This is a genomic window from Bradyrhizobium sp. 35 (assembly GCF_023073215.1).
Lineage (GTDB): Bacteria > Pseudomonadota > Alphaproteobacteria > Rhizobiales > Xanthobacteraceae > Bradyrhizobium > Bradyrhizobium canariense_D.
On sequence record NZ_JADPJC010000080.1, the window covers coordinates 68,820 to 88,509 of the forward strand.

The 19,690-nt window shown below is 63.6% G+C and carries 17 protein-coding genes; 10 read left to right on the forward strand and 7 right to left on the reverse strand.

Going from position 1 to position 19,690, the window contains the following annotated elements:
- The gene (locus IVB36_RS16525) at window positions 1–1,104 is read left to right on the forward strand and encodes an MlaD family protein (RefSeq protein WP_247392203.1); all 1,104 of its coding nucleotides are present in this window, start codon (window positions 1–3) and stop codon (window positions 1,102–1,104) included.
- A gap of 6 nt (window positions 1,105–1,110) precedes the next feature.
- Here IVB36_RS16525 and IVB36_RS16530 read toward each other — a convergent pair whose 3' ends face one another.
- A complete protein-coding gene (locus tag IVB36_RS16530; protein WP_247392204.1) occupies window positions 1,111–1,428 on the reverse strand; it encodes a cytochrome c in 318 nt (105 codons plus the stop codon).
- Between the two features lie 148 nt (window positions 1,429–1,576).
- On the opposite strand from IVB36_RS16530, the gene IVB36_RS16535 reads away from it, so the two are divergent.
- Window positions 1,577–2,287 (forward strand): helix-turn-helix domain-containing protein, encoded by a 711-nt coding sequence (locus tag IVB36_RS16535; RefSeq protein WP_247372922.1) that lies wholly within the window; start codon window positions 1,577–1,579, stop codon window positions 2,285–2,287.
- A gap of 497 nt (window positions 2,288–2,784) precedes the next feature.
- A complete protein-coding gene (locus IVB36_RS16540; protein WP_018454810.1) occupies window positions 2,785–3,513 on the forward strand; it encodes a Crp/Fnr family transcriptional regulator in 729 nt (242 codons plus the stop codon).
- Here IVB36_RS16540 and IVB36_RS16545 read toward each other — a convergent pair.
- Entirely contained in the window at window positions 3,510–4,286 is a 777-nt protein-coding gene (locus IVB36_RS16545) for a cyclase family protein (protein ID WP_018454809.1), read from the reverse strand. The two genes, IVB36_RS16540 and IVB36_RS16545, sit on opposite strands and share 4 nt — an antisense overlap.
- A gap of 322 nt (window positions 4,287–4,608) precedes the next feature.
- On the opposite strand from IVB36_RS16545, the gene IVB36_RS16550 reads away from it, so the two are divergent.
- From IVB36_RS16550 to IVB36_RS16565, 4 genes are all read left to right on the forward strand, one after another.
- Window positions 4,609–5,580, forward strand: a complete 972-nt coding sequence (locus IVB36_RS16550) for a TRAP transporter substrate-binding protein (protein ID WP_247392206.1) — start codon at window positions 4,609–4,611, stop codon at window positions 5,578–5,580.
- An 86-nt stretch (window positions 5,581–5,666) separates the two neighbouring features.
- Entirely contained in the window at window positions 5,667–6,215 is a 549-nt protein-coding gene (locus tag IVB36_RS16555) for a TRAP transporter small permease (protein ID WP_026232817.1), read from the forward strand.
- A complete protein-coding gene (locus IVB36_RS16560; RefSeq protein ID WP_247297019.1) occupies window positions 6,206–7,498 on the forward strand; it encodes a TRAP transporter large permease in 1,293 nt (430 codons plus the stop codon). Before IVB36_RS16555 ends, IVB36_RS16560 begins: the two co-directional genes overlap by 10 nt.
- Before the next feature lie 23 nt (window positions 7,499–7,521).
- Window positions 7,522–8,328: an SDR family oxidoreductase gene (locus IVB36_RS16565; RefSeq protein ID WP_247392208.1), complete on the forward strand. Its 807-nt coding sequence runs from the start codon at window positions 7,522–7,524 to the stop codon at window positions 8,326–8,328.
- 9 nt (window positions 8,329–8,337) lie between these two features.
- On the opposite strand, the gene IVB36_RS16570 is transcribed toward IVB36_RS16565, so the two are convergent.
- From IVB36_RS16570 to IVB36_RS16585, 4 genes are read right to left on the reverse strand one after another with little or no spacing between them, the layout of a single operon-like run.
- Window positions 8,338–9,036: a substrate-binding domain-containing protein gene (locus IVB36_RS16570; protein WP_247384107.1), complete on the reverse strand. Its 699-nt coding sequence runs from the start codon at window positions 9,034–9,036 to the stop codon at window positions 8,338–8,340.
- On the reverse strand, window positions 9,033–11,168 hold the full coding sequence (locus IVB36_RS16575) for a molybdopterin cofactor-binding domain-containing protein (RefSeq protein WP_247392209.1): 2,136 nt from the start codon (window positions 11,166–11,168) through the stop codon (window positions 9,033–9,035). Before IVB36_RS16575 ends, IVB36_RS16570 begins: the two co-directional genes overlap by 4 nt.
- Window positions 11,165–11,635 carry a (2Fe-2S)-binding protein gene (locus IVB36_RS16580; RefSeq protein ID WP_247392211.1) on the reverse strand — a complete coding sequence of 157 codons (471 nt, stop codon included), beginning with the start codon at window positions 11,633–11,635 and terminating at the stop codon, window positions 11,165–11,167. Before IVB36_RS16580 ends, IVB36_RS16575 begins: the two co-directional genes overlap by 4 nt.
- A 15-nt stretch (window positions 11,636–11,650) precedes the next feature.
- Window positions 11,651–12,607 (reverse strand): tripartite tricarboxylate transporter substrate binding protein, encoded by a 957-nt coding sequence (locus tag IVB36_RS16585; RefSeq protein ID WP_247392688.1) that lies wholly within the window; start codon window positions 12,605–12,607, stop codon window positions 11,651–11,653.
- Between the two features lie 252 nt (window positions 12,608–12,859).
- On the opposite strand from IVB36_RS16585, the gene IVB36_RS16590 reads away from it, so the two are divergent.
- Window positions 12,860–14,950, forward strand: a complete 2,091-nt coding sequence (locus tag IVB36_RS16590; RefSeq protein WP_247392212.1) for a molybdopterin-dependent oxidoreductase — start codon at window positions 12,860–12,862, stop codon at window positions 14,948–14,950.
- Window positions 14,951–15,090: 140 nt separating this feature from the next.
- The gene (locus IVB36_RS16595) at window positions 15,091–15,867 is read left to right on the forward strand and encodes an enoyl-CoA hydratase/isomerase family protein (RefSeq protein WP_247392213.1); all 777 of its coding nucleotides are present in this window, start codon (window positions 15,091–15,093) and stop codon (window positions 15,865–15,867) included.
- Window positions 15,868–15,915: 48 nt separating this feature from the next.
- Here the strand turns inward: IVB36_RS16595 and IVB36_RS16600 are convergent, their stop codons facing one another.
- A complete protein-coding gene (locus IVB36_RS16600) occupies window positions 15,916–16,980 on the reverse strand; it encodes a hypothetical protein (protein WP_247392215.1) in 1,065 nt (354 codons plus the stop codon).
- Between the two features lie 1,665 nt (window positions 16,981–18,645).
- On the opposite strand from IVB36_RS16600, the gene IVB36_RS16605 reads away from it, so the two are divergent.
- A complete protein-coding gene (locus IVB36_RS16605; protein WP_247392223.1) occupies window positions 18,646–19,596 on the forward strand; it encodes a zincin-like metallopeptidase domain-containing protein in 951 nt (316 codons plus the stop codon).
- Window positions 19,597–19,690 lie beyond the last annotated feature (94 nt).

Below are 19,690 nucleotides of genomic sequence, written 5' to 3' on the forward strand. Positions count from 1 at the left end.
ATGGAAACCCGCGCTCCCTACGTGCTGATCGGCAGTTTCGTCCTGGCCGCGATCCTCGCGGTGTTCGGCTTCGTCTACTGGCTGAACAACACCGGCGGCATCGGGCCGCGCACGAGCTATCACGTGCAATTCCAGGGCCCGGTGCCCGGTCTTCTGGTCGGCGCCGGCGTGCTGTTCAACGGCATCCGCGTCGGCGAGGTCACCCAGCTCGGGCTTGCGCCGGATAATCCACGTTTCGTCAATGCGACGATCTCGGTTGCTTCAACCACGCCGGTGCGTGCCGACAGCAGGGTCGGGCTCGATTTCCAGGGGCTGACCGGCGTGCCGGTGGTGACGCTGGAGGGAGGCGTCATCGTCACTAAATCCGGCGAGCCCCCGACCTTGATTGCCGAGGCCGGTGCGGGCCAGAGCATGACGCAGGCCGCGCGCGATGCACTGCGGCGGGTCGACACCGTGCTGGAGGACAATTCGGGCCCGCTGAAGGACACCATCGCCAATCTCAAGACCTTCTCAGACGGGCTTGCGCGCAACACCGGCAAGATCGACGGCATTTTGGCGGGCCTGGAGAAGATGACCGGCGGCGGAACGCCGGCGCAGAAAGTCACCTATGATCTGCGCACGCCGCAGAACCTCGGTCCGGGCGGCAAGACGCTCTCGGCGTCACTGGCCATCCCCGAGCCGACAGCGGTCGCCATGCTCCAGACCCAGCGCATGCTGTTCGCGCCGGGCGGCGATAATCCGGGCTTTGCGGACTTCCTCTGGGCCGACAGCATTCCCAAGCTGATACAGGCGCGTCTGATCGACAGTTTCGAGAACTACGACATCGCCCACGCGCCGTTGCGCACGGCCGATCTCGGGCAGGCGGACTATCAGCTGCTGATCGACATCAGGCGCTTCCGCATTGCCACCGAGGGGGAGACGCGGGTCGAGATCGGGCTGTCGGCGCGGATCGTCGACAAGAACGGCAAGGTGATCGCCTCGCGTCTCGTCGAGACCAGCGAAAAACTCGACAAGATTGTGCCGGCCACGGCGGTCGCAGCGTTCGATACGGCCTTCACGCGCATCGTGAAGGAGCTGATCGGCTGGACGGTGCAGGCGGTGTGACGCCGGCTATTTCAGGGTCTTGAGGTAGGACAGGAGATCGTGGATCTGGTCCGGACTGAGCTCGAAGGCCGGCATGTCGGCGTGGCCGGTGTTGATGCCCTCAGCCAGCGCCTCCCCAAGGCTCTCGATGGGATAGCGCTGGTGCAGGGCCCGCAGCGGCGGTGCGATCTTGAGCGGACTGTTCGACGCACGGTCGATCGCGCGGCAGCGCGCGCAATGGGCTCGCGCAAAGGCCTTGCCGCGTTGTTCGGCGGTCGGGGCAGCCAGGACAGGCGTCATCAGAAGCAACCCGATCAACCCGTGACGCAGCATTCCTTGCAGCATGTAAAGTGACCCCGTTTAAGTCTGGGAGAAGAATAGGGCGGGAATTCCCTCCAAAATTGATCTGGGTCAACCGGCTTTGGCGCACTGCAGTAAAATGCAGCTGCGCGGCGGGATGGGCCTGATGGGCAGCCGGCGCTTGGAGCGGTCGATGAAGCCCGTAGTCACGATTGAGCCGAACTGGCAGCTCTGCAGCGATTGCGCCGTCCGCGCATCAGCGGTCTGTTCGTCTTTGGATGCGGCCGAGCTTCGGGAATTCGAGCATCTCGGTCGGCGCGTCCATTTTTCCTCAGGCGAGACTGTGTTCTCCGAGGAGGACATCACGACCTCGTTCTACAATCTCCTCGAGGGCGTCATGCGGCTGTACAAGCTGCTGCCCGACGGCCGCCGGCAGATCGTGGGCTTTGCCTTGCCCGGCGATTTCCTGGGGATGAATATTTCTGGCAGGCACAATTTTTCGGCCGATGCGATCGGCGCGGTGACCGTATGCCAGTTCGCGAAGTCACCCTTCGGCCGTTTCATCGAGGACCGGCCGCATCTCCTCAGGCGGATCAACGAGCTGGCGATTCGCGAGCTGAGCCAGGCCCGGGACCACATGGTCCTGCTCGGCCGCCGTTCGGCGGACGAAAAGGTTGCGGCCTTTCTGCTCGGCTGGCGCGAGCGGCTGGTCTCCCTGAAGCGGGCGTTGGACACGGTTCCGCTTCCAATGAGCCGCCAGGACATCGCCGACTACCTCGGCCTGACCATCGAGACCGTCAGCCGCACCTTCACCAAGCTGGAGCGCCACGGCGTGATCGAGATCATTCATGGCGGGATCAGCCTGCTCGATCCGGCGAAGGTCGAGGCCTTGGCCGCAGCCTGATTCCGACGCAGCGCGGCTCGATTTTGATCGGGATCAATGCATTCGGCCGGGTGCCCCGAATAATGCTCAAAACCACAGGGGAGAGCATCATGCCGGCTGACGCGTTGCTTATGAGCACCATTGTCGTGGCAATCTTTGTCACCTTCGCCGGGGCTCTGGTCTGGGCAGACCGGCAAACCAGTGCAGGCCGGCCCGAGTCGGACGTCAAGCGTCGAAGCTTCTGAGATCACCGTCCCATCCTGCGGCGCCCGCGGGGCGGGCTATGCCGTGCAAGTTCGGGACGCTTGGTAGCGCCTCAACGCAAGGTGGCGTGCCGCACTTGCAACTCTGCATCGACTGGGACGCATTGGCTCATCCTTCGGCTGCCGGCTTCACGCCTGACCGCGGCATTTTCGCCGCGTTTGCCTCAAATAGGGCGCATGCTTTCCGGTTGAAAAACTGGGCTACACTGACTACGCAGGGACCCCAGTGCCTCGCAGTCTTAGGAGCCCAGTGGCGTGCCTCAGGACAAGACCGGCGACGACCCCCGACAAGCGGCGGGGAATAAATTATCGGTCCTGCGCAAGCACCCGATCTTTGCGGATCTGGAGCCGGAGGCGCTGGATCAGCTCTGCCGTTACGCCAAGCACACGACGGTGAAGCGCGGCGCGACGATCGCCGCCAAGGGCGATCCCGGCAACAATCTTTTCGCGGTGATCACAGGGACGGTGAAGATTTCCTCGTCGTCGCCCGACGGCCGTAACGCCATTCTCAATCTGATCGGTCCCGGAGAGATCTTCGGCGAGATCGCGGTGCTCGACGGCGCCCCCAGGTCGGCCGATGCGACCGCCAACACCAATTGCGAGCTCTACATCATCGATCGCCGGGACTTCCTGCCGTTCGTGAAGAGCCAGCCGGCGCTCGCAATGAAATTCATCGAGCTGCTCTGCGCGCGCCTGCGCTGGACCAGTCAGCAGGTCGAGCAGGTGATCCTGCAAAATCTGCCGGGCCGGCTTGCGAGCGCGCTGCTCGGCCTCACCGAAGAGCGCAAGTTCGACTCCGGCAGCGGCACGCTCGCCATCACGCAGCAGGAGATCAGCGAGATGGTGGGGATGACGCGCGAGAGCATCAACAAGCAATTGCGCGCCTGGGCGGGCCGCAACTGGGTTCGCCTCGAGCACGGCGCCATCGTCGTGCTCGACATTAATGCCTTGCGCGAACTCGCCGAGAGCGGGCTCGACAGCTAGCTGTCGATGATCGCGACGGCGCGGGTCCAGCCCGCGGAGGCCCGCTCGATCTTCACCGGAAAGCACGAGACGGTGAACCCGGTCGAAGGCAGCTGGTCGAGATTGTGCAGCTTCTCGAGGTGGCAATAGCCGATGTGCCGCCCCGCCTTGTGGCCCTCCCAGATCAGGCCGGCATCTTTCGTTTCGGCATATTTCTTCGCGGTGTGGACGAACGGTGCGTCCCAGCTCCAGCCGTCGGTGCCGGTCAGCCGCACGCCGCGTTCGAGCAGATACATGGTGGCCTCGTAGCCCATGCCGCAGCCTGAGCTGACATAATCGGCTTGGCCGAACCTGGCGCCGGCGCCGGTGTTGACGACGACGATCTCCAGCGGCGACAGCGCATGCCCGATCCGCCTCAACTCCTTCTCGACGTCGTCGGCGCTCGCCACGTAGCCGTCGGGCAGATGCCGGAAGTCGAGCTTCACGCCGGGCTGAAAACACCATTCCAGCGGGACCTCGTCGATCGTCCATGACCGCTCGCCGCGATTCATGGTCGGATGGAAGTGCCAGGGCGCATCGAGATGCGTGCCGTTATGGGTCGACAGCGAGACCTGCTCGACGGCCCAGCCCTGGCCGTCCGGCAGATCCTGTGCCGTGAGGCCGTCGAAGAACTGCAGCATCCGCGGCAGGCCCTGCTGGTGATCGATGTACTGGATCGTCGGGTGATTGCCCGGCGGATCCGCCGTCACGTCGTTTCTGAGCGGCACGGAGATGTCGATCAGCTTCCGCGGCATAGGCATTCCTCGGGATGTCCGTTTTGCTTCGCTGCATCTTGAGAGGACCGCACCGGCGGCGTCAAGCAACGCGCATGAACGCTTGCCGCGCCAGACGACAGATGATTTCGGAAAAACCGGACGTTGAGCCGGCTGTCTGCCCAAAGCCAGTCTGATCCATCGATGCAACTCTAGCATTGATCGATGCCGGATTTGGCTTGGACAGAGAATGCCGCGCGCCCTAGGGACGACGATGGCGCTTGACTTCACACCGGAAGTGGAGCGACCCAAGGCGGCCCGCAGCATCTGCCCAACGATATAATCACCTCAGGAGGAAGCCCAGATGAAGATACTCACCGGCGTCATCGCAGCCGCTCTGCTGGCGGTCTCAGCCCCCTTGGCGACCGCACGCGATTTCCGTTCCGCCGACATCCATCCCGCCGATTATCCAACCGTCGAGGCCGTCAAGTTCATGGGCAAGCAGCTCGCCGCGGCGAGCGGCGGCAAGCTCGGCGTGAAGGTGTTCCCCAACGGTGCGCTGGGCTCCGAGAAGGACACCATCGAGCAGCTCAAGATCGGCGCCCTCGACATGATGCGGATCAACGCATCGCCCTTGAACAACTTCGTGCCGGAAACCATCGCGTTGTGCCTGCCCTTCATCTTCCGGGACACGCAGCACATGCGCACTGTCCTTGACGGCCCGATCGGCGACGAGATCCTGGCGGCTATGGCGCCCGCAGGCCTGATCGGCCTTGCCTATTACGACAGCGGCGCCCGGTCCATTTACACCGTCAAGGCACCGATCAAGTCGCTCGCGGACGTCAAGGGTCTGAAAATTCGCGTCCAGCAATCCGATCTGTGGGTCGGCATGATCCAGAGCCTCGGGGCCAATCCGACCCCGATGCCCTATGGCGAGGTCTATACCGCTCTCAAGACCGGTCTGGTGGACGCTGCCGAGAACAACTGGCCCTCTTACGAGTCCTCGCGCCACTTCGAGGCCGCCAAGTTCTACAACGTCACCGAGCACTCCCTGGCGCCCGAAGTTCTCGTGATGTCCAAGACGGTCTGGGACACGCTGAGCAAGGAGGACCAGGCGATGGTCCGCAAGGCGGCCAAGGAATCGGTGCCCGTCATGCGCAAGCTCTGGGACGAACGCGAGCAGGTCTCCCGCAAGACGGTCGAAGCGGCCGGCGTTCAGGTCGTGACGATCGCCAACAAGGCGGAATTCGTCGACGCGATGAAGCCGGTGTACGACAAGTTCGCGGGTGACGAGAAGCTGAAGAGCCTCGTGAAGCGTATCCAGGACACGAAGTAAGGCCATAGCGTCGGTCCGGCGTTGCCGACTGGCGACGCCGGACCGACGCATTGGACGCGCGCAAGGAGACTTGCAAGGAGACTTGGATGACAGACCCTCACGTCGCAGACCACGAACTGGACGTAGCCGGACGCCCGTCCACCGGCTTGCTGTCCCGGATCAATGCTCCCGTCGCTCGGCTAGGGATGTATCTGTCGGTGACCGGGCTGCTCGTCATCGTCACCATCGTCTTCTACCAGGTGTTCGGACGTTACGTGCTCAATTCCAGCCCGACCTGGACGGAGAACCTTGCGTTGGTTCTGATCCTGTATGTCACGTTGATCGGCGCCGCCGTCGGCGTGCGCGATGCCGGGCATATCGGCATGGACAGTTTGCTGGTGATGCTGCCGGATCGCGCGCGGGAGAAGATCGAGCTTGTCATCCACGTCCTGGTCGCCGGCTTCGGCGTCGCGATGGCCTATAACGGCTGGATCCTCGGAGCCTCGGTCGGAACCGTGAAGATCCCCAATCTCGGGCTGCCCGAGGTCATCCGCTACGTGCCGCTGATCGCCTCCGGCGTCCTCATCGTCTCCTTTTCAATCGAGCACATCATCGCTCTCCTGCGCGGCGAAGAGGTCGTCCCCTCATGGAATTGATCATCCTCGGCGCCACTTTCTTCGGCTTCCTGGTCCTCGGCGTCCCCGTCGCCTTCGCGATCGGCCTCTCGGCGATTTGCACCATCCTCTACGAAGGCCTGCCGGTCGCCGTCATCTTCCAGCAGATGATGTCGGGGATGAACATCTTCTCCTTCCTCGCCATCCCGTTCTTCGTCTTCAGCGGTGAGCTGATGCTGCATGGCGGCGTCGCCGACAAGATCGTGCAGCTTGCCAAGAATCTCGTCGGACACATCCGCGGCGGGCTCGGCATGTCGAACGTGGTCGCCTGCACGCTGTTCGGCGGCGTGTCCGGCTCGCCCGTGGCCGACGTGTCGGCGATGGGGGCGGTGATGATCCCCATGATGAAGAAGGAAGGTTTCGACACCGACTACGCCGTCAACGTCACCACCCATGCTTCGCTGGTCGGAGCGCTGATGCCGACCAGCCACAACATGATCATCTATGCGCTCGCCGCCGGCGGCAAGGTTTCGATCGGCGCGCTGATCGCCGCCGGGCTCCTGCCGGCCCTGGTGCTGATGGTGTGCATGCTGGTCGCCGCTTACGCGGTCGCGGTGAAGCGAGGCTATCCGGCCGGCAAGTTCCCGGGCTGGCCCGCGGTTTTTCGCTCGCTCGCAGCCGCTCTGCCCGGCCTTCTGATCGTCGGCATCATCCTGGCGGGTATCCTGTCCGGTGTGTTCACGGCCACCGAATCCGCGGCCGTCGCGGTCACCTATACGATCCTGCTGACGTTCTTCATCTACCGTACCATGACCTTGCCGAACTTCCTGCGCGCCGCGGCCAAGGCGGTGAAGACCACGGGCGTGGTGCTGCTGCTGATCGGCGTCTCCACCATGTTCCAGTATTTGATGGGGCTTTACGAGGTGGCCGACTTCGCCGGCGAGATGATGAGCAAGGTCTCGACGCAGCCCTGGGTCATCTTCCTGCTCATCAACGTCATCCTGTTCGTGCTGGGCACTTTCATGGACATGGCGGCGACCATCCTGATCTGCACGCCCATCTTCCTGCCGATCGCGATGAAGGCAGGCATGGACCCGGTGCAGTTCGGCATGCTGATGCTGATCAACTGCGCGCTCGGGCTGAACACCCCGCCGGTCGGGACCACGCAGTTCGTGGGCTGCGCCATCGGCGGCATCTCGGTGGGCGCGGTGATGCGCACCATCCTGCCGTTCTACGCCGCCCTGATCGCAGCTCTGATGTTCGTGACCTACGTCCCCGCCTTCTCGCTGTGGCTGCCCCGCCTGTTGATGGGCTACAAGGGATAGCAGCAATACAGGAGAATCTATCCGTGACTGACTATCGCAAGCTCTTCGATCTCACCGGCAAGACGGCCGTGGTGCTCGGCGCGGCCTCGGGCATCGGCAAGTCGTCGGCCGAGGCGCTGGCCGGGCTCGGCGCCCGTGTCGTCTGCGCCGATCGTGCGATTGACGCCGCCGAAGCAACCGCCGCCGGCATTCGTGAGAAGGGCGGCTGGGCCGAGGCGGCTGCGTGTGACGCCTCGAGCGCTGCGGACGTCAATGCGCTGGCCAAGACCGTGATGCAGAAATTTTCGCGGCTCGACATCGCGGTGACGACGCCCGGGCTCAACATCCGCAAGACCATCCTCGACTACACCGAGGAGGATCTCGACCGCGTCCTCAACCTCAATATCAAGGGCACGGTCTGGTTCTTCCAGGCCTTCGGCCGCATCATGGTCGAGCAGAAGGGCGGCAGCATCATCGCTTGCTCCTCGGTGCGGGCGGTGACCATTGAGCCCGGCCTCGGCGTCTACGGCTCGACCAAGGCGGCCATCGGCCTGCTGGTGAAGGGCTTTGCCTCCGAGGTTGGGCGCTCTGGCGTGCGCGTTAACGCGATCGCGCCGAGCATCGCCGAGACCGCGCTGACGGGCCCGTTCAAGCAGCGTCCCGACATCTACAATCTCTATGCCGGCCACACCGTGTTCAACCGCTGGAGCAGCGCCGACGAGGTCGCGACAGCCGTCGCCTATCTCGCCTCGGACGCCGCGAGCTATGTCAGCGGCAGCACGCTGTTCGTCGATGGCGGCTGGACTGCCGTCGACGGGCCGCCGACCGGCCTCACCCAGTTGCACACGTAGGGCGCTTACCTACCCGGTGAAGCCGGCGCGCTGGCGCAGATCCTTGCGGTCCGCGCCGGTCAGCAACGCGATCAGCGCGGCCGCCTGTTGCGGATGTGCGGCCCGCGTGGTCACGCCGGCCGTGTACATCGTCACCAGCTCGCAGCCCGGCGGCAGAGCTCCTGACAGTGCGATGCCGTCGGTCGCGATAATCTCGGTCGCCTGGGTGCAGCCGATCGGATGCGCGGCGGTGGACGCCGCAAGCTCCCGCATCGCGGTCGCGCCGTTCGGAAAGATTTTGAGGCGCGAGGCGACCTCGTAGGCGATGCCCAGCTGATCCAGCACCTTTGCGACGTGCTGTCCCGCCGTCGAGGCTTTCGTGTCCGGGACGTAGATCGCGTCGGCGCTGCGCAGCACCTCGCGCAAATCGGCCTCGGTCTTCACGGTCACCTTGGGATCGCGGCTGCGGAGCGCCAGCGCGGTCTCGACCCGCCCGACATCCGAGATCGAGGAGGGGACGACGAGCGTCTCTTCGGCAAGCTCTGCAAGCAGCGCCTGCGTCAGGATCACCAGATCGGCCGCCGTTCCCGCCCGCAGCTTGTCCGCCATGATGCCGACCGCCCCGAACTCGCCGTCGATGCCGAAGCCGGTCTGCGTCTTGAAGGGATCGCCGAGGCCGCGCACCAGGCCTTGCGCCGCGCCTCCGCTCAAAATGCTCAGTGTCGTCACGATGCCAGCTCCATGGCTGCAATGATCTTGTCGCGGGTGATCGGCAGGTCGCGCACGCGCACGCCGAGGCAATCGTAAACGGCATTCGCGATCGCGGCCGTCACCGGGCCGTGGGCGGCCTCGCCGGCGCCGACGGGCTCGATCTCCGGCCGCTGCACGATCTCGACATCCACCATTGGCACCTCGCTGAAGGTGAGGATCGGATAGTCGGTCCAGGACGTCGATGTGACGCGCGTGCGGTCGAAGCGGACGCGCTCCTTCAGCACCCAGCTCGTCGCCTGGATCGCGCCGCCCTCGATCTGGTTGATGACGCCGTCCGGGTTGATGGCCTCGCCGACATCGACCGCCAGCGTCAGCCGCTTGACGCGGATGTCTTCAGTGCCTTCGACCTCCGCAATGGCGGCGCAATAGGCCCCCGTATTCTTGTAGCGGGCGAAGCCCACGCCATGACCGATGCCGGCCTGCTTCTGCGGTTTCCACTGCGCGCGTCGTGCCGCGGCCCGGATGACGTCCTTCGCGCGCTCGTCGCGCAGATGGCGCAAGCGGAACGCGATCGGGTCTTCGCCGCGCAGGGCGGCGACCTCGTCGAGCAGGGACTCGATGGCGAACACATTGCCTTGTCCGCCGAGTGTGCGCAGCGCCGAGGTCCGCACCGGCATCGTCAGCAGCCGGTGGCTCGTGACCGTCCAGGACGGGAGGTCGTAGAGCGGAACGGAGTTGCGGTCGCCGCCGCCGCCATTGGCTGGGGGCGGATTGGTCGAGATCAAGCGCGGGTAGGGGTTCGTAATCTCGGTTGCGGCGAGCAGCGCGGGCTGGGCCGCGCGCCCCGGCCGCGCCGCGTGGCCGTTGCTCCAGATCGCATGGCGCCAGCCGACGATCTCGTTGTCCGCATTGAGATCGGCCTCGATCTCGATCGCCATCGCCGCGCCAAACGGTGCATAGGACATCTCGTCGTGGCGCGACCACTGCACCCGCACCGGACGGCCGCCGGCAGCTTTCGCCAGCAGCACGGCATCCAGCGCGACGTCGTCGGCGGCATTATGTCCGTAGCAGCCCGCGCCTTCCATGTGCTCGACCACAATGTTTTCTGGCGGCAGCTTGAGCACGATCACGAGGTCGGCCCGCAGCAGGTAGACGCCTTGGCTGTGGGTCCACACGTGGACGCGATCGCCGTTCCATTGGGCCATCGCACAGGACGGTGCGATCGAGGCATGCGCGATGTAGGGACGGATGTATTGCCGGCGGAGGGTGCGAGCAGCCTCCTTTATCGTTGCCGCAGTCGTCCGGACATCGATCACGGTGGTCTCGACCGGCTGGCTCTTCAAGAACCCGGCCAGATCATTTTCATCGGGCAGCGGCTCGCCGGCCGACCATGTCCCGCCCTTGCGCAAGGCTTTCAGCGCGGCTTCCGCCGCTGCCTCGCTGTCGGCGACCACGCCGGAAAAACCGCCATCGCGGACGATCGCGACGAGGCCGGGAACGGCTCTCGTCGCCGTCTCGTCGAGCGCGATCAGCCTGGCGCCCGAGATGTCCGGCCGCAGCACGCGTCCGTGCAGCAAGTCCGGCAGCGGACAGTCATGGATAAAGCGCGCCCGTGCCAACACCTTGTCGGGAATGTCGAAACGCTGGACCGAATGTCCGGCCACAGTGCGCTTGGCGACAATCTTCGCCGTCGCGCCCGCAATGGCGTCGTGGTCGAGCGAAACGTCGCCGGCCAACTCCCAATAGCTGGTCCTGACATTTCCGGGGCCCGAGATCGTGCCGTCCTGGATATCGAGCAGCGACGCATCGACACCGAGACGTTCGGATGCCGCGGCGAGGAAGCGCTGGCGGACCTCGGCACAGGCGTGGCGCAGCGCGCGGCCGGACTGCTGGATCGAAAGGCTGCCCGAGGTGACGCCCTCGTTCGGGCTTGCCGCCGTGGAGGCGCGGATCATCTCGATGCGGCCAATATCGACGTCGAGCTCGTCGGCTGCGATCTGTGCCAGGGCCGTGACGATGCCCTGGCCGATCTCGACCTTGCCGGGCGAGATCGCCACACGGCCGTCGCCGACGAGCTTCACCCAGGATGACAGCTTTGGATTGGCCGCAAGGCTAACCGGCAGTGTCGGGGCAGGGGACGGCGCACTCATGATGTCGCCATCTCCGCGGCCGCCCGCAACACGGCGCGGACCATGCGGTTGTGCGATCCGCAGCGGCACAGATTGCGATCAAGCGCGGGTCTCACCTCCGCCTCCGTCGGCGACGGATTGCGCTTCAGCAGCGCCGCCGCGCTGATCAGGATTCCCGATACGCAATAGCCGCATTGCATCGCCTGCTCGGAGATAAAGGCGCGTTGCAGCGGATGCGGTTGCTCCGCGGTGCCGAGGCCTTCCACCGTGACGACCTCCTTGTTGGCGACCGACCACATCGGCATGTCGCAGGAGGCCATCGCGCGATCACCGACCATGACATGGCAAGCGCCGCACTCGCCGGCCCCGCAGCCGAAATGCGGACTTGTGACGCCGAGCCGGCCGCGCAGCACATCGAGCAGCGTCTGATCCGGATCGGTCTCGACGGCCGTCGCCGTGCCGTTGAGCTGGAATTGAATGGTCGGCATTGTCGCGCTACGGCCTCAGGACTTGTCGAATTTCTTGACTACGTCCGCCCATTTCACGATGTCGCCGCGCAGGAACTTGTCGAATTCCTCCGGCGTCATCGACATGGGCACCGCGCCCTGCGCAGTCCAGAGTTTGACGATGTCGGGACGCTTCACCATTGCGTTCACGGCGGCATTGAGCTTGTCGATTACGGGTTTCGGCGTGCCGGCCGGAGCCATCAGGCCGAGCCAGATCGTGGCTTCATAGCCTGCGACACCCGCCTCGATCGCTGTCGGCACATTCGGCAGCACCGCTGAGCGCTGCTTGCCGGTGGTCGCGAGCGCGCGGACCTGGTTCTCGCCGATATTCGGCGCCATCGCCGGCACCGCGTCGATCATCATCTGCACCTGCCCGCCGATCACGCCGCTGCGTGCCTCGCCGCTGTTGCGGTAGGGGACGTGGACGAGGTCAATGCCGGCCATGGCTTTGAACAGCTCGCCGGCCATGTGATAGGGCGTGCCCTGGCCGGAGGAGGCGTAGTTCAATTTGCCCGGCTGCGACTTGGCGAGGGCGACGAACTCCTGCAGCGTCTTCGCTGCGACTTGCGGGTTCACCACGATGACGAGATCGGAAGAGTTCACCGGTGCGATCGGCGCGAGGTCGCGCATCAGCTCGTATTTGCGCTTGTCCGGCGTCAGCAGCGATTCGTTCGCGGTCTGGGTGTTGGACATCATCAACAGCGTGTAGCCGTCGGCGGGCGACTTCGCCGCTTCGACCGTCCCGATGACGCCGCCCGCGCCGGTGCGGTTCTCGATCACGAAGGGCTGGCCAAAACTCTCCTGGAGCGCATTGCCGATCTGCCGGGCCGCGACATCGGCGGGCCCGCCGGCGCCGAAGGGCACGACGATCCGGACCGTGTGGTTGGGATAATCCTGCGCCAGGGACGGGGCTGCGGCGAAGGCGCAGAGCAGACCGGCGGCCAGCGCCAGCATGAATTGTCGGGCCGTCACACCCACCTCCCTGATGTCGTTCTTGTTGGTAAGCACTGTAGCGGCAGGGGAGGCGGACTGTCGACGCCTCACAAGGCCGATGGTGCCTGGAATATCCGACGGTTTTCGGTGTGGCGGCGCCGCTCTTCGCGGTCGCGGCAGGAACCGGCGGCGCACGCGGTCTGAGCAAATCGCATGGGCGTTGCCGGATAAATACCCTCGGCTGACAGGTATTTTGGTGTTACCAAATTGGACATGAACCAGCACGCCAAGATCGAAATCCGCCATTCGACGTGTCCGCATGATTGCCCGTCGGCCTGTGCCCTCGACATCGAGGTGGTCGAGGGGCGCAGCATCGGTCGTGTCCGCGGTTCGAAAAAGCAGACCTATACGGCCGGCGTGGTCTGCGCCAAGGTCGCCCGATATGCCGAGCGCATCCATCACCCCGATCGGGTGACCTATCCGCTGCGCCGAACCGGGCCGAAGGGCTCCGGCCAATTCGCCCGGATCACCTGGGACGAGGCGCTGGACGAGATTGCGGATCGCTTCAACCAGGCCGAGCGCGAATTTGGCGCGGAGTCAGTCTGGCCCTATTATTACGCCGGCACGATGGGGCTGGTGATGCGCGACGGCCTCAACCGCCTCACCCATGTGAAGAAATATTCGCGGTTCTATCAGACCATCTGCGCAAATGTCGGCCGCATCGGGTTCGCGATCGGCACCGGCAAGATCGCCGGCGTCGATCCGCGCGAGATGGCGCTGTCCGATCTGGTGGTGATCTGGGGCACCAACCCCGTCAACACGCAGGTCAACGTGATGACGCACGCCGCCCGTGCCCGGAAGGAGCGCGGCGCCAAGATCGCGGCCGTCGACATCTACGACAACGAGACCATGAAGCAGGCGGATATCAAGATCATCCTGCGGCCCGGCACCGACGGCGCGTTCGCCTGCGGCGTGATGCATGTCCTGTTCCGCGACGGCTATGCAGATCGCGCCTATATGGACAAGTACACCGATTGCCCTGATGAGCTCGAGGCGCATCTGAAGACGCGTAACCCCGAATGGGCGTCCGCGATCTCAGGGGTGCCGGTGGCGGAGATCGAGGCCTTTGCCAAACTGGTCGGCGAGACCAAGCGGACCTTCTTCCGGCTCGGCTACGGCTTCACCCGCTCGCGCAACGGCGCGGCGCAGATGCATGCTGCAAACTGCATTCCCGCGGTGACCGGCGCCTGGCAATATGAAGGCGGCGGCGCCTTCTTCAACAATTACGCGCTGTGGCACTTCAACGAATCCATCATCGAAGGTCACGACGCCATCGATCCAACCATCCGCGCGCTTGACCAGTCGCAGATCGGCCGCATCCTCACCGGCGATTCCAAGGCCCTGCACGGCAAGGGTCCGGTCAAGGCGCTGCTGATCCAGAACACCAACCCGATGACCGTTGCACCGGAACAGGCACTGGTGCGGCAGGGGTTTGCGCGCGAGGATCTGTTCGTCGCGGTGCACGAGCAGTTCATGACCGAGACGGCCGAGATGGCCGACATCGTGCTGCCGGCGACGATGTTCATGGAGCATGACGATCTCTATTACGGTGGCGGGCACCAGCACATCTCGGTTGGGCCGAAGCTGATCGACCCGCCCGGCGAATGCCGCTCCAACCACGAGGTGTTGCAGGCGCTGGCGCCGCGGCTTGGCGCCAGGCATCCGGGGTTCGAGCTGACGCCGCGTGAATTGATCGACGCGACGCTGAAGCTGAGCGACCACGGCGACATTGCCGGCCTCGAAGCCGACCTCTGGCGCGACCTGCAGCCGGACTTCCGGACGTCGCATTATCTCGACGGCTTCGCCCACGCCGACAGGAAATTCCATTTCAAAGCGGATTGGGCGCATCCGCCGTTCGGCCAGACGATGGGTGACTACGACAAGATGCCGTCGCTGCCGGACCATTGGGCGGTGATCGAGCATGCCGACCAGGCCCATCCGTTCCGGCTTGCCACGAGCCCGTCGCGCAGCTTCCTCAACACGACCTTCAACGAGACGCCGTCCTCCCAGGCGCGCGAGGGCAAGGCGAGCGTGATGATCCATCCCCTGGATGCGGCCGCGCTCGACATCGCCCATGGCGATGCCGTGACGCTCGGCAACACCCGCGGCGAGACAACGCTGATCGCCACGCTGTTCGAGGGCGTGCGCCGGGGCGTGCTGATCGCGGAGTCCGTTCATCCCAACAAGAACCATATCGGTAACCGCGGCATCAACATGCTGACGGGCGCGGACACCATCGCGCCGATCGGCGGCGCCGCTTTCCACGACAACAAGGTCTGGATCAGGAAAGCGGTGGCGGCCTGATCCGCAACATGCGCTTCGATCGGGTTACAAGTTTGTGTCGAGACGCTAAAGCGGCGCCGCGCCGCAGATTGCCCTTGCACCTTTGGCCCGAGCTGCCGCAAATGGCTGCAAAACGGAGAGCCCAAGGAAGCGAGCGCGCCATGACCGACACCACAGCCGTGATCATCGAGAAGCGCGGGCAGGCGCTCTGGATCACCATCAACCGGCCGGAGAAACGCAACGCGCTGAATGGCGAGGTCATCGCCGGCATCGCACGCGGCTATCGCGACGCCCATGACGACAAGGATGTCCGCATCATCGTGCTGACGGGGGCGGGCGAGTTCTGCGCCGGTGCGGACCTGCAGAATTCCGGCGCGGCTTTCGCGATTGATCATTCGAAGCCGAATGTCGACTATGCCGATCTGTTGCGCTTGTCGCAGAACGCGACCAAGCCCGCGATTGCGCGCGTTGGCGGCGTCTGCATGGCCGGCGGCATGGGCCTGCTCTGCATGACCGACATGGCCGTCGCCGCCGATCACGTCATCTTCGGCCTGCCGGAAGTCAAGGTCGGCGTATTCCCGATGCAGGTGTTGAGCCTGTTGCAGTCCATCGCTCCATCTCGCCTCGTCAACGAATGGGCGCTGACCGGCGAGCCGTTCGACGCGAAAGCGGCGCTGGCAGCGGGCTTGCTCAATTACATCGTGCCCACGGCCGAGCTGGATGCCAAGGTCGACTGGCTGATCGGCCGCATCGTCGATAAATCCCCGACCGCGATCCGCCGCGGCAAATACGCGATGCGCGCGATCGCCTCAATGTCGTTCGACGAGAGCATCGCCTACACCGAAAGCCAGATCGCGCTGCTCGCCATGACCGAGGATGCCAAGGAAGGGCTGAAAGCATTCAGCGAGAAGCGCAAGCCGGTGTGGACGGGAAAATAGGCGATCCTTTGAGCGCATTCATCGGTTTTGCCGTCGGCCGACGTGCCTTTATTCCGAGGGGAGATTGGCGTTTACCCGAACAAGGAGAGATCTTGTCCGCTCTTCGCGACGCTTTTTTGTGGCAATGATCAACTGCCTGGCCGTACGCTTGGCGTAGGTTGGCAGTTGGCGACTTGATCTATGACGACCAGCCGCGCGCAACTCTGCATCCGTGAGATCGCTGTCGGCGCCCTCGGTAAATCCTCCGTGTCGGAAAGACCTAAAAGAAAGCTCCTGACGTAGGCCAGCCTCTGTGATGATGGCTTTTACCACACTACGGAGATAGCGGAGATCCTTGCGTGGGGTAATCCATGGTAGCGGGATTGCCGACTGACGATGCGCATGATCACGACGGAATACCAGACCGGAGAGGGTGGTCCTCTTGATCTCGTCGAGTTCCTCCATAAGCTCAGGAAAGAGAGGGGTGCCCGTTTCGTCCGATAGGGGCCACCAGGCCTCCTCTCCATTCTTCGGATGCACGATTCTGACGCTATTTGGCCGCTCGCTGGGTCGATAGTGCGAAATGTCGAAGGCGCCAAACACGTGCTGCTCTCGCTGCAGCCACTCCCACGACAATAAAGCAGCTGTTGCGATCGAGCGGTAATCAAGCTTTCTCGCGGCAGCTCTGAACGCGACGAGTTCGTCCCAAGTTGCGGTCGGTGTGGGCCGTATCGGTTGCCCAGGCGGATGAGATTTTAGTCCCATCCGGGAAAACGGATTGGTCGCTGGTACGATCCTTTCTTGAGCACGCTGACCAACGAACCAAGCACGGCGACAGGCCGCCATGGCCATAGTTACATAGCGACGACGCTCGCGAACGACGACCTCTCCACTGTTGTTGACTTTCGTCACAACCAATAATTTTCGATAAACTGCGTCGACGAACGCTTTGGTGAAATCGGACAACTGTTTAGACCCAACGCGACTTCCATCTTTCAGCTCGTGATTGGCGAAAAGTGCTAGACTTTTTGTGTAGTGCCGCTGTGTAGCGCTTTCGATTTCGGTCCACTTCTGGTGAGCTTGGAAGACGCCGAGGAGCCAATCGAACGTGCCGGGTTCGATCGTCGCCGGCATGATGTCGCTTAGACCCCGTGAGTGCCAACTGTCGAACGCCGGCAAAAGGACTTTCTCTACCCGCTCAACGGCACTTGCGTAATCGCAGCCTAGAGCTTCAGGGTTTAAATCGCAGCCCTGTCGACGAGCCCAGGTTGGGGGTTCAAAATAGTAGGCTATTCTATTCTTCGCCAATATTTTGCGGCGACAATAACGGGGTAGATGCGGTGCCTTTTCAAGCGATATCACACCAGGCATAAAAGATCCTCCCCGTGCTTAAGATCTCTTTTTCCGGTCGACGCTGCGAAGTGGTCCATAGTCGCCTTCGACCAAACCGGCTGGCGCAGGCGCCCTGTTCCGCGAAAGCCGATTGGCGGGGGGGCGTCTCGTCGGCTGATCGCGCGCATGAGTTCGCTTGTGTCTCCAAAGTCAAGGTAAGCGGCGGCCATGTCCGCTCTCATCATCGTGGGCCAGGTTCCAGCGAGAGGGTAGCGGGCAGGTAGTGCGGTGCGCGGCGAGACTAAGCGGTTTGATCTCACTGCTGAATGCCCGTGGTGTAACATGTGCTGATTTCACTGACGAACGAGACGGGATCTGGTCGATCCAGATTGCTCTTCGTCCCTGGTCGGGGGAGCGAGAGTTCGGATTGCGGATTAAGCGGAGTGTTACGGCCAAAGAGTTTGCACCTCTACTGCGAAGCGCGGCCGGGCGGGAAAAGGCTGGATTGGCGCGCGAAAAGGAAGCCTTTGGTGTGTAGTTCTCCAAGAAAGCCAATGTCGCTCGCGAAAGAAAAGGGGAACAGTTGCGGCGCTCCGTTGGCAGGGGCCGGTATCCCGCAGGCAGCTGCTTTGGATGATAGGTCAATAGTCAATCCGACAGGTCCGATGGGAGACTTGTATCGAAGCCTTCGGATCGCTTTCGAACGTCGGAATTTGAACGTGTGGGTTGGACTAAGCAGGCCATGGTTGCTGGGCTGAGTACTGCTCGGCCGGCCATTGTTCAAATGGTTCAATTGTCACTCACGTATTGGGACTGAATATTTGCAGATATCCGTGAGCTGCAGGCCGCTCGCGACGCGCTTGAGCCGGATGGACAATGCAAGGCCGAATGCCCCGAACTGCGCCGGGATGGGTAAATAGGGACTAAGGTATTTTTCGACGCGCCGACGAATTCAAGCGACGAAACGAGGTCCTCTGGTCGAGCCCTGGCGAGTTCTCCCGTTTGCGCGCGTGCGGCTGCGCCGCAACGGGCTCTTGTGAACCGAGCCGCGCTGCGTCTCGGCCATCCGGCTTCGATCCCTCGCGCAGGGATAGCGGAGCTCCTCGCCGGGGGCACTCGGAAAAGGGGCTCGCCTTGCGGCGATCGCTATCACTGCCCCGTTCCCGGGTGCCGCTATTAAACCGGTCTCGTCGCTGCACTCGGATCCGCGTGCCCCTTCGGGTCGCGATGCTCACGCTCTCCGGGTGCCATTTTCCATAGGGCGATACGCCCCTGGCGCACGCCTGGTGGGGCCTGCGGCCCCGGTAGCTCAACTCAATTTCCATGAAGATACGATGGAAGGCGGGCTGCGTTACAGATTTCGCATTCTCTCAATTAGGAGGAGAGAGTCAGAGTGTCGGCCGGGTTTTGCCATGACGGGTTACAGGCTGCGAGAGAGGCTCGCGGTCCCCGTCGCGGAGACCCGCGATGTCCAGACACTATCTTCGGGCGCGCACCGGTGAGGACCGGGCAAGCCTTTATGACGACATCACCAACAAGATCATCGCCGAGCTGGAGGCTGGCCGAGTGCCGTGGGTGCAGCCCTGGGGCACGGCGGCGGCGAAGGCGCCTTTGGCCATGCCGAAAAGCGCAGCATCCGGCCGCCACTACAACGGCATAAACATTTTAATTCTATGGGGTGCTGCTATCGAACACGGATTTACAGGGCAGAGCTGGCTTACCTTCCGCCAGGCGCTGTCGCTCGGTGGTCACGTCCGCAAGGGCGAGCGCGGCACGACCGTCGTCTACGCCGACAGCTTTGTGCCTGCCTGCGAAAAACGGCGCGCGCATGAGACCGGTGAGGAAGCGCAGGCTATTCCGTTCCTCAAGCGCTTCACGGTCTTCAACAGCGATCAATGTGACGGCCTGCCTCCAGAGATCGCAACAACGGCGCCGCCCCCGCCGCCAGGCCTGATCCGGCCGCAGGTGGAATACCTGATCAAGGCGACCGGCATCGACTTCCGCATCGGCGGCAACCGTGCCTTCTATATGCCGACGGAAGATTATGTGCAGGTGCCGCCTCCGCAGGCCTATTTTGAACCAATCAATTGGCATCGAACGGCCCTCCACGAGCTGGCGCATGCCAGTGGCCATCCATCGCGTCTCAACCGTGACCTGTCAGGCAGCTACGGTACCAAGAAGTATGCCTTTGAGGAGCTGGTTGCGGAAATCTCGTCTGCGTTCAGTTGCGCCTCGCTCGGCATCGTGCCGACGGTGCGGCATGCTGACTATATCGGCTCATGGCTTGAGGTCTTGCGCGAGGACAATCGTGCCATCATCCGGGCTGCTTCCAAGGCCGGCAAGGTTGCCAATTATCTTCTTGGCGTTCTCCCAGAACCCGTCGGCGACATGCCGACGGAGGACCAGCAGGCGGCGTGAGGTTCTGCTCGGTGGGCGCGCGCACAAGAGTGAGAGGGGCAGGGTCGTTTCCGTGACGGGTTGGAGGCCGAGAGAGAGGCTCCCGGCTGCCCGT

What these genes read in the sequence shown, in the direction of transcription:
- IVB36_RS16525 (WP_247392203.1), top strand. Translation starts at nt 1, where the DNA reads ATGGAAACCCGCGCTCCCTACGTGCTGATCGGCAGTTTCGTCCTGGCC.
- IVB36_RS16530 (WP_247392204.1), bottom strand. Translation starts at nt 1,428, where the DNA reads ATGCTGCAAGGAATGCTGCGTCACGGGTTGATCGGGTTGCTTCTGATG.
- IVB36_RS16535 (WP_247372922.1), top strand. Translation starts at nt 1,577, where the DNA reads ATGAAGCCCGTAGTCACGATTGAGCCGAACTGGCAGCTCTGCAGCGAT.
- IVB36_RS16545 (WP_018454809.1), bottom strand. Translation starts at nt 4,286, where the DNA reads ATGCCGCGGAAGCTGATCGACATCTCCGTGCCGCTCAGAAACGACGTG.
- IVB36_RS16550 (WP_247392206.1), top strand. Translation starts at nt 4,609, where the DNA reads ATGAAGATACTCACCGGCGTCATCGCAGCCGCTCTGCTGGCGGTCTCA.
- IVB36_RS16555 (WP_026232817.1), top strand. Translation starts at nt 5,667, where the DNA reads ATGACAGACCCTCACGTCGCAGACCACGAACTGGACGTAGCCGGACGC.
- IVB36_RS16560 (WP_247297019.1), top strand. Translation starts at nt 6,206, where the DNA reads ATGGAATTGATCATCCTCGGCGCCACTTTCTTCGGCTTCCTGGTCCTC.
- IVB36_RS16575 (WP_247392209.1), bottom strand. Translation starts at nt 11,168, where the DNA reads ATGAGTGCGCCGTCCCCTGCCCCGACACTGCCGGTTAGCCTTGCGGCC.
- IVB36_RS16580 (WP_247392211.1), bottom strand. Translation starts at nt 11,635, where the DNA reads ATGCCGACCATTCAATTCCAGCTCAACGGCACGGCGACGGCCGTCGAG.
- IVB36_RS16585 (WP_247392688.1), bottom strand. Translation starts at nt 12,607, where the DNA reads ATGCTGGCGCTGGCCGCCGGTCTGCTCTGCGCCTTCGCCGCAGCCCCG.
- IVB36_RS16590 (WP_247392212.1), top strand. Translation starts at nt 12,860, where the DNA reads ATGAACCAGCACGCCAAGATCGAAATCCGCCATTCGACGTGTCCGCAT.
- IVB36_RS16595 (WP_247392213.1), top strand. Translation starts at nt 15,091, where the DNA reads ATGACCGACACCACAGCCGTGATCATCGAGAAGCGCGGGCAGGCGCTC.
- IVB36_RS16600 (WP_247392215.1), bottom strand. Translation starts at nt 16,980, where the DNA reads ATGCCGGCGACGATCGAACCCGGCACGTTCGATTGGCTCCTCGGCGTC.
- IVB36_RS16605 (WP_247392223.1), top strand. Translation starts at nt 18,646, where the DNA reads ATGTCCAGACACTATCTTCGGGCGCGCACCGGTGAGGACCGGGCAAGC.